The sequence below is a fragment of the Bacillus sp. 196mf genome, from assembly GCF_003217275.1.
Lineage (GTDB): Bacteria > Bacillota > Bacilli > Bacillales > Bacillaceae_G > Bacillus_A > Bacillus_A thuringiensis_S.
The window spans coordinates 1-9,079 of the sequence record NZ_QJTG01000057.1; the positions used below are offsets into that span (position 1 = coordinate 1).

A 9,079-nucleotide genomic window follows, 5' to 3' on the forward strand; every position below is an offset into this window, starting at 1 on the left:
CCCCCCTGTTTGATATACTCAGTATTTACAAATGGGAGGCATATGAAACTAGTAAAATTAAAAAAAGACACCAAAAGGTGGCTGAGTAGTTACGATCAGAGTTTATAGAAATAAATATATATTTTTATTGGGGGATTGCCGTTCAAAGTTTTTTATTTTTGAATATCTTAATATAAATAATTTAAATTACGTATATTAAGATGTTAGATGATATATAAATTGAGAATAAAAAAATTTGAAGCTGCCCAAAGTCTATTTCTTTAAAAAAATAATTATAAAATTATTCTAGTAAGAACTATGAATTTGTGAAGATTAATAGGTAGCAATAACAAGTTTATATCATTCTTTTATACACATTTCTAACATAAAAAATTAACTATGAAAAGGCAAGTGATATAAAGAAATAAAACCGCGGATATAATTATTAAATAATTCAAATTTAAATATAGATTTAAAAAAGAGGGAATTTAATTAAGTTTTGTAATTTTTAAAACGGTATAAATAAAATAATTTTTTAACTATTGTATTTATGTAGAGATAACAATATTTTTTTGCTTCAACATTTTAAAATAGTTACTTGAAATAAAGTTGAAAATATAATTGGAGAGGCGTAATGTATATGGATGATGTCACAAAAACTACTATTTTATTTATTACATGTGTTAATGACAGGGAAATGTATCAATTATGTGTAAATCATATTTTAGATTTAGATATTCCAGACTCTTATACTATCCAACTTTTGCCTATTTTCAATGCGAAAAGTATGGCTTCAGGGTACAATCAAGCCCTAAAGTATAAAGCTAAATATAAAATTTATTTACATCAAGATACATTTATTCAGTATCAACAATTTTTGATTAAAATACTAGAATTATTTAATAATAATAATAAATTGGGCTTAATTGGTGTACTAGGATGTAAAAAAATCCCCACTTCAGGTATTTGGTGGGATTCTGAGTTTTTGGCTGGAAAATTAATCGATCATGTGAAAAATGAAAGAAGAGAACGTAATTTTCAAACCGATGTTGATTACGCCTTAAATAAAGATATTCTTTTTGCTCAAAGTATTGATGGTGTATTAATGGCAACTCAATATGATTTACCTTGGAGAGAGGATTTATTTGATGGTTTTCATTTTTATGATGTTTCACAAAGCTTAGAGTTTCAAAAATCAGGATATTTAGTAGGTATTCCTTATCAGGATACTTGTTGGTGTAATCATTTTAACAATGTACCACATTATAATTCAAAAGATTACGAAAAATACAGATCTTTATTTCTAAAAAATTATAAATTTTAATTGTAAGGAGTGCTTATATTTATAATGACATGGAATTTTTATAAACCAAAGTTTGAATTTGAAGACGATATAGATATTAATATTATTAAAATTAATTCGGCATGGCTTGGTCATTTACATTTCGCATATGATTTAATTAGATTTGTAAAACCAAAAGTTTTTGTTGAATTAGGTACTCATTATGGTGCTTCTTTTTTTAGTTTTTGCCAGGGAGTAAAAGATGAAACCATTGATACTAAATGTTTTGCTATAGATACTTGGACAGGAGATTTACACACAGGTCCTTATGGAGAAGAAGTTTTTGATATAGTAAATAGAATAAGTACTAATTATTATAAAGATATTTCAATTTTAATTCGATCGACTTTTGATGGGGCAATTCATATGTTTGAAGATGAAACAATAGATATTTTGCATATTGATGGATGTCATATGTATGAAGCCGTTACTCATGATTTTGAAATGTGGCTACCTAAAATATCAAAAAATGGGATTGTTTTATTTCATGATATTTCTGTAACATATCGTAATAATTTTGGAGTTTATAAATTATGGGATATATTAAAATATCAGTATCCTTATTTACAATTTGAACATTCATTTGGGCTAGGAGTGTTATTTCCTAAAGGTTATAACAATAACTTTATTAATATATTTAAAAATAAAGAAGAGTTACAACAAAAATATTCTTTATATTGATATATAATTTCTCTTTTCGACATCACCATAATTAAATTTGTTTGAAAACAAATTTAATTATGGTGATGTCGAAAATCTAAATGTATTTTATTCATATGTATATTGGGATAGAAAATTTTTAATTGGAGTGATTATCATACAAAATAATATAGATCAAATTCATATAGATTATTATAATAGCAAACTATGGTCTACTTCTCAGTGGTTAGGTTATCCTATTTTAAAATACCCATCAGATTTATTTATATATCAAGAAATTATTTATGAAATACAACCAGATATTATTATAGAAACTGGTACTTTTTGTGGTGGTAGTGCACTTTTTTTATGTTCTATGTTAGATTTAATTAATAAAGGAACTGTACTTTCTATTGATATTAACCCTCAACCTAATCTTCCTACTCATAAACGATTATCTTATTTGGAGGCATCTTCCACTTCTGACTTAACTATACAAACTGTAAGAAATAAGATTTTACCTGGACAAACTGTATTAGTTATATTAGATTCAAATCATCAAAAACATCATGTTTTAAATGAATTACAAATTTATCGATATTTTGTTACACCAGGTAGCTATTTAATTGTTGAAGATACAAATATTAATGGTCATCCAGTTTTTCCAGAGTTTGGACCAGGTCCTATGGAAGCTGTTGAAGAATTTTTAAAAGATAATAATGATTTTATTATTGATGAATCTAGATATAAATATTTAATATCCTTTAATCCAAAAGGTTATTTAAAGAAAATAGTGTAAATTACTGGCCACTTAAATTTTAACGAATTTCGTCGTGGAACTGAGCGTTCCTTCTCACTATATATGGTTAAAAGTTCCGCAAGGAACAGGTAGTATTTTCTTTCGCCAAGCCGAACAGACCAAAAACGAGAATGTAGGTTGCTCGACTTGGATTAGCAATTATACCCGTCGAACCGCCAGTTCTATCGTTCTAAGTAACATACTTACTCCTCTTATGTAGTTACGTGAAGTTCCTGGGGGCAGCAGCCCCCACACCCCCAGCCAGCACTCTCACCCAAAACAAAGAAAACCTTTTTAGTATATTTTTAATTGGTTATTTATTTTGAATTTTTTCGTATCTTTTTACTAAGTTATAGAAATGAATTCCATTGATTTTACAATTCTTCATAGCTGTAAATAAAGTAATATTTCCTTTTTCCCATTCATGATAAGCTTTAACAAATTGAGTAGGAAAAGAGGAATGTTTATGTATAGAGCTTTTTATTTTTGACGTTTTCGTTAATATTTTTGTTGATGTTTCTATTGTTTGTTGTATAGTGTTTTTTGATTTTAATGAATAAAGTATTTCTAAAATTAATTCATTTAACAAGTTGATATTTTGTAAATTTTGATTTTTTATAATTTTATTTTTTATAAACATATTAAGATCCAAAACAATAATATAAACTTGGATATTTTTAGTAAGTTCAATCCACTCTGTTAAAATATCTTGATAGGTTTGACCTAAATCACTTAAAGAAGAAATATATAAAATATGGTCTTTTTGTAAAATTTTTTTTAGCGTTTTATATTGTGTATTATTTTCAAATTTGTCGATAAATAAATGATGTTCATTAAATATAAGTTCTTTTAATTTTGTAAGGTGTGTATCTGAATTTGTATATCCAAAAATTTTTGTAGACATATTATAATCCCCCCGTATGTTATCTGTTTTTTATAAAAGTATATTAATTTTATAATTAGTGGTGCAATCAAAATATAGAGATAAAATGAAGATATAACAATTTGGTAAAAGATAATTATTTGTGTGTGTCAACGGTACCGGACCGAACCCGTAAGGGGGACGGGAGGATAAGGAGTTGACACACTCTCTATGTGACCCTCTTGGATTGTCAAAACGGTTACCGTTTTGACCTGCCAACCGGCGAGGGAGCCCCTCAAGGATTGAGGGGTTGGGGAGTTGGATAAATGGGGTCTGGGGAAGAGTTCCCCAGTGGGTTTGGGCAAGACCCAAGGTTTTGGGGGGTGTTTGTAGGGGGCTTGTCCCCTCAAGATTTTTATGGGGCGGAATCGCCACATCAAGCAGTATTTGGGTACCAAATACGAAGCTTGCTCATCCGACTGATTTTTACTATAATAGGAGTACTAAAGTACGACGATTATAGTAAAAATCTTATGCCCATCGGGCATACTTTGGAGGATGCGGGTTTTATGGGCGAGAAGAGATCAGAGCCGAAACAAATTAAATTTCGGGTAACAGAAGACGAATTCGAACGGTTGACGCTTATGGCGGATAACGTGGGAATGAGTGTGCCGGCTTTCGTGAAAGCCAAGGCACAAGGGATGAGAGTAAGACAACCGAAAATAGATAGACAAGGGGCATTAGAGATTGCACGGGAACTACGAAGAGTGGGTACCAATGTAAATCAGATTGCGAGATGGTGTAACAAACGAACAGAAGTGAGCCAAGAAGAATTAAAAAGATTGTATGTGAATTTGGAAGAAATAAAGAAAAGGTTGGAACAAGGATGGCAACAATTAAGTTAGGGAAAGCATCTCAATCAGCAGTAGGTACATTAAAATATTGTGAACAAAAAGCAGTAGTGAAAAGTGGAAAAGATTGTGATGTAGAATTTGTACAAAGACAATTTAAAACAACAAGGGATTTATTTGGCCAAGATAAAGGAAGACAAGCATATATGGTCATTCAATCATTTAAGCCTGGAGAAGTAACAGCGGAAAGTGCAAATGAAATTGGTTTAGAATTTGCGGAGAAATGTTTTAAAGGACACGAGGTGGCAGTGTATACCCATGCAGATAAAGAACATATTCATAATCATTTAGTCGTGAATAGCGTTCATTTTGAGACGGGTAGGAAGCTTCAAATTAACAAGAAAGACATTTATGAGCTACAAGCCTATAATGACCAAATAGCTCGTAATAGAGGCCTCTCTGTGCTTGATAATAAAGAGAAAGCGAAAGAATGTTATGTAAGAACAGATTACGAATTACATAACAAAGGAAAACTATCGTATAGAGAAGAGATTAAAAACAAAGTGTTAGATGAATTGCCAAAAGCAATGGATATGAATGAGTTTACAAGATTGTTAGCACAGAGAAATATAGAAATCTATGAGTTTGGAAAAAAAGAGAAAAAAATCGGTTATAAGTTGACGGATAAGAAAGGGAACTTACTTTTAAAGGTGAGCGGGAAAAAATTAGGACAAGATTATGAAAGGGGAACAATTGTATATGCCATTGAACAGAATAGAGAATGTGGGAGAAGTATCGAAAGAACATTTGACTGGAGATCCGTTGCAGCTGAACTTGAAAATCAAAGAACTGGAATATCAGAACGCATTATTGATGGAATCCCTTCAGAAATACAAGAACGAATCAGAGAAGCAAAACAACGAGTTGAGGGAAGAAGTCAAGATGCATCTGGAATCGATGAACAAGTTGAGAAACAACATGGTCAAAGCATTCAACAACATGGGCCAACAGACGAAAAAAGTCAATCAAGAAGTGAGCAATCAGTTAGAACAAATCGTAAACCAGAACGAGGTTTTGAAAGATAGTTTAAAAGAAGTATTACAAGATGGCATTGGAGATACTATGAAAAATGTATCAGAAGAGATTGAAACCTATGGAAAGAAAATCAATCAAACATTAAAGAATATGAACGGTGAAATAAGAGAACCCATTCATAAGCATGGTTTAAAGTTGAAAAGATTATCGGAAGAATTACAACAAAACTATAATACACATATGTGGAAAAGTACGTTTCGAGATGGATTGGTAATATTGAATTTATTTGCGACGCCCATTTTAATTATTAGTTTTCTTATATGGTTCTTTTGGTTTAATTAATTTATATTCGCAATCTATTAAAACGTTTTAGAGCGCTTTAAAGCGCTCTAAAACGTTTTGTGATAGAAAACGACTTATTTGATAGTCAAAACGTAATAGAATCAAATCTGAGGTTTTTGAGAGGTGTTTTATTATAGTCTGAGATGTTTCAATGTTTTTTGATGGCATATTATATGAAAAATTTACAGCAAAAAAGTCCATCTAAACAATGGACTTTTTTGTAACAGGGAAATATTAACTTGTAAACCATTTTACATGTACACAATTATTATATCAAATCCAAAATACAATTGTTGGATTTTCAGTTATTTGTTAGAAACATATAAGGAATAAGAGTTTTTTATGATAAGATTAGATTGAAAATGGAAGTGGGTTCAAGTTGTTATTTGAATGAACTGTACATAAAAAAACCAATTCTTTTACACGGGAATTGGTTTTTTTATGTACAATTATTGGTTTAAGGAGATTAGTCTGTATCATGATTGAGCATATCATAAAAAGAAAGAAAATTCAAAATCCGAATCTGTTATAATAAATAGATGAAATACCCTTTCAGTTTCCGATGAACTGTATTTTAGTCTGTTATTGGTATGAAGCCTTTTAAAAGGCTTCGTACTTTTTATAAGATAAGAAAGTATAAGTTTTTTAGTGATTAATTAGGGTGTATCTAAAAACTATTGTTCATTGCGTCAATCGAAAAATAGCAGCGACATAAACAAATGCTAAAAAAGAGGTTGCCAGTTTATCATAACGTGTCGCAACTCTGCGGAAATGCTTGATTTTATTAAAAAAACATTCTACTACATGGCGTTCTTTATACAAATACCAATCAACATTCCAAGGAGTTTTCGCATTTGATTTGGGCGGAATTGTATAGGTTGCTTCTCGATTGGTAATATATTCACGAATTGTTCGAGAGCCATAAGCCTTGTCACCAAGAATGTTACTGCCTTTAATTGAAATCTTATCCAACAGTTCGCAAACGGGAGTACTATCAAAAATATTTCCACCAGTCAAATATTTTGGCACATATTAATAATATGTGGTCATGCACTCCAGCTAAATAGATCCATTTAAGTTTTAGAAAAAACCTCTCGAATCTTTGAGAGGTTTTTTCTAAATTTTAATATCTGTTTTTATAAATATAAAAAGTCAGACAAAATGCAACAAAAAAAGCCATTCATGCTATAATTGAGTTGTCTAAGCTACAACTATAGTGAAAAGGCTTTTTTTAACTTTTAAAAGATTATTAGAGTATCAGACTCAAAGAAAATAATTCTAATTACATAATAACAAAAGAAAAGTCTCTTCGCTAGTTGTAAATACTAGAAATGAGGAGAAGAACATGCCAAACACCATTAAATTTAAACAAGTTGAGATAAATGCAAGAATACGTGATTTAGAAATGGAAAATGAAAAATTTAAGCAAGACCATAATGAAGTCTCCAGAGCTGAATTAGAAAAAGCGATGGAAACTATGGCAAAAGCAACTGGTAAAGAACTTTACATAGGTACTAAAAAAAGTCCGTATTTGAGAGTGAGGTTTGCTCAAATTTTACAAAGTAATTATGAGTTTTTAAGGGAAAAAGGATATTTTACAGCTAAAGAAAAAGCATTTTTAATGGATATTGTTTCTTCAATTGCTTTTAATTCAAATTGTATTGTAGATGATGTTAAATCAAAAAATCCAGTTCCACTAAATATTTCAGAACTGGCAAAAAAAATAGGATTAACACGAGCGAATACAAGTCTTTCAGTGAATTCATTAGTTAAAAAAGGGATATTAGCAAAAACAGAAAGTGGAATTGAAGGAAACAATGCAAAAGCTTATTCACTATTTGTGAATCCACATATCATTTATGCAGGAGATAAAGAGAACATAAATGAAGCACTTAGATCAATGTTTTATAAAGCTATGCAAATTAAATTATTAAAAGATTTACCAGATAAATTATTTTAAGATTGACAATTGGTCAATCTTATTTTTTTTGTTTTCGTGTGTATTGTTTTCGATACGAATGTGTATTGTTTTCGATACACACGAAAAGTACTAAAAACCTAGCTATATCAATAGTTTAGACTTGTTTTTAAAGTCTCTCTCTTCTCACTCTATATATAAGAGCTAAAAGTTCCGCAAGGAACAGGTTGTATTTTCTTTCGCTATGCTTCAGAAAATCTCCACCTTTTTCACTTCGTTTCTTCCTTGCGGAACTTTTTTCGGCACGTGCAGTGTCTTTACCAAGCCGACAGACGAAAAAGGAAATATTGTTCCATCAGCTTGGATTTGCAAGTATACGTGCCGAACCGCTTGGACAAACGTTCTTAAAATTGTTTTTATCCTATATTTTTATAACGTAAATCATGGGGGCTAGCCCCCAATCCCCCAACCAGCCTCTGCCAAAAAAGAAAGGGAAACCTGTTGGATTCGCTAAAATTCAACAGGGATTAAACAATTGTTTAATGGCTATATAAAATTAATGCTGTTAAACAAATTGATTTAACATAATTAAATGTAAAGGGAATCCCCTTTACGAAGTTTTGGCATCGTCAAAATTCGCAAATTATGATTTACGAAGACAAAACCCAACTTTAAGAGTTTTGCAGTTTTAATATGACCACTATCATAAAAGAGAGAGTCATATTAAAATGTCTGTCAACGGTAAGCGGAACAAAGTGAGCATTAAGGAGTTAATAGACTCACTATGCAACCCTCTTGTTGGTCTCAACTGATAATCATTATTAATTCATGTGTCACAAATTTGTGACACATGAAAATCTCTAAAACCATTGATATAATAGGCTTTATAGCTATTTCAAAACCTCGTTCTTTCTCACTATATATATGGCTTAGTGACAGGGTAGCTGTTGTGGTCCGCAAGATTTTTTCTAAATTATAGTGAAAAATAGCAGTTTATCACTAACATAAATGTTTTTTTACAAAAAAAGATCATAACTCTAAAGTTTTGACGCTAAATTTTCTATGCAGTAAATGTAAGGTGTTGCTCGGCGTCATAACTTATGTTTATAAATCAACAGAAAATCGAATGATTTTTGATGAAATACTGTATATTTCAAACTACGCAAGTTCATTTTACTTTTAATGGGAATTGTTCTGCGGATTAGAGCAGCTACCCTGTCATTAAGCCAATATAGATTGATAGATGGTAACCTGATTCTCTTGCTCCACTTTTGGCAGGATTCCTTTGTATTGCTTTTTTAGATGCAAAGCT

9 protein-coding genes are annotated in these 9,079 nt (G+C 30.6%); 7 read left to right on the top strand and 2 right to left on the bottom strand.

From position 1 onward, the window contains the following. The first annotated feature begins 619 nt into the window (after window positions 1–619). The 3 genes from ATL10_RS29660 to ATL10_RS29670 all read left to right on the top strand — a co-directional run bounded on the left by ATL10_RS29660 (window position 620) and on the right by ATL10_RS29670 (window position 2,759). Window positions 620–1,303 carry a glycosyltransferase family protein gene (locus ATL10_RS29660; RefSeq protein WP_110498190.1) on the top strand — a complete coding sequence of 228 codons (684 nt, stop codon included), beginning with the start codon at window positions 620–622 and terminating at the stop codon, window positions 1,301–1,303. A gap of 24 nt (window positions 1,304–1,327) precedes the next feature. Beyond that, window positions 1,328–2,002, top strand: coding sequence for a class I SAM-dependent methyltransferase (locus ATL10_RS29665; RefSeq protein WP_110498177.1), 675 nt, complete (start codon window positions 1,328–1,330; stop codon window positions 2,000–2,002). Window positions 2,003–2,138: 136 nt separating this feature from the next. After that, window positions 2,139–2,759, top strand: a complete 621-nt coding sequence (locus ATL10_RS29670) for a CmcI family methyltransferase (RefSeq protein WP_110498192.1) — start codon at window positions 2,139–2,141, stop codon at window positions 2,757–2,759. Between the two features lie 313 nt (window positions 2,760–3,072). Here ATL10_RS29670 and ATL10_RS29675 read toward each other — a convergent pair whose 3' ends face one another. Further along, window positions 3,073–3,663 (bottom strand): hypothetical protein, encoded by a 591-nt coding sequence (locus ATL10_RS29675; RefSeq protein WP_110498180.1) that lies wholly within the window; start codon window positions 3,661–3,663, stop codon window positions 3,073–3,075. A gap of 527 nt (window positions 3,664–4,190) precedes the next feature. Between ATL10_RS29675 and ATL10_RS29685 the strand changes: the two genes are divergently transcribed. Genes ATL10_RS29685 through ATL10_RS29695 form a run of 3 tightly spaced genes read left to right on the top strand, consistent with a single transcriptional unit; the run spans window position 4,191 to window position 5,849 of the window. Beyond that, window positions 4,191–4,526, top strand: a complete 336-nt coding sequence (locus ATL10_RS29685) for a MobC family plasmid mobilization relaxosome protein (protein ID WP_110498194.1) — start codon at window positions 4,191–4,193, stop codon at window positions 4,524–4,526. Next, window positions 4,508–5,557, top strand: a complete 1,050-nt coding sequence (locus ATL10_RS29690; protein WP_110498182.1) for a relaxase/mobilization nuclease domain-containing protein — start codon at window positions 4,508–4,510, stop codon at window positions 5,555–5,557. Before ATL10_RS29685 ends, ATL10_RS29690 begins: the two co-directional genes overlap by 19 nt. Then, window positions 5,547–5,849, top strand: a complete 303-nt coding sequence (locus ATL10_RS29695) for an RNA-binding protein (protein ID WP_258375832.1) — start codon at window positions 5,547–5,549, stop codon at window positions 5,847–5,849. Before ATL10_RS29690 ends, ATL10_RS29695 begins: the two co-directional genes overlap by 11 nt. Window positions 5,850–6,530: 681 nt before the next feature. On the opposite strand, the gene ATL10_RS29700 is transcribed toward ATL10_RS29695, so the two are convergent. Further along, window positions 6,531–6,878: a transposase gene (locus ATL10_RS29700; protein WP_110498186.1), complete on the bottom strand. Its 348-nt coding sequence runs from the start codon at window positions 6,876–6,878 to the stop codon at window positions 6,531–6,533. A 316-nt stretch (window positions 6,879–7,194) separates the two neighbouring features. Between ATL10_RS29700 and ATL10_RS29705 the strand changes: the two genes are divergently transcribed. Then, entirely contained in the window at window positions 7,195–7,809 is a 615-nt protein-coding gene (locus ATL10_RS29705; RefSeq protein WP_110498188.1) for a MarR family transcriptional regulator, read from the top strand. Window positions 7,810–9,079: the final 1,270 nt, after the last annotated feature.

Coding starts and splice junctions, on each gene's coding strand:
- ATL10_RS29660 (WP_110498190.1), top strand. CDS start 620: ATGGATGATGTCACAAAAACTACTATTTTATTTATTACATGTGTTAAT.
- ATL10_RS29665 (WP_110498177.1), top strand. CDS start 1,328: ATGACATGGAATTTTTATAAACCAAAGTTTGAATTTGAAGACGATATA.
- ATL10_RS29675 (WP_110498180.1), bottom strand. CDS start 3,663: ATGTCTACAAAAATTTTTGGATATACAAATTCAGATACACACCTTACA.
- ATL10_RS29685 (WP_110498194.1), top strand. CDS start 4,191: ATGGGCGAGAAGAGATCAGAGCCGAAACAAATTAAATTTCGGGTAACA.
- ATL10_RS29690 (WP_110498182.1), top strand. CDS start 4,508: ATGGCAACAATTAAGTTAGGGAAAGCATCTCAATCAGCAGTAGGTACA.
- ATL10_RS29705 (WP_110498188.1), top strand. CDS start 7,195: ATGCCAAACACCATTAAATTTAAACAAGTTGAGATAAATGCAAGAATA.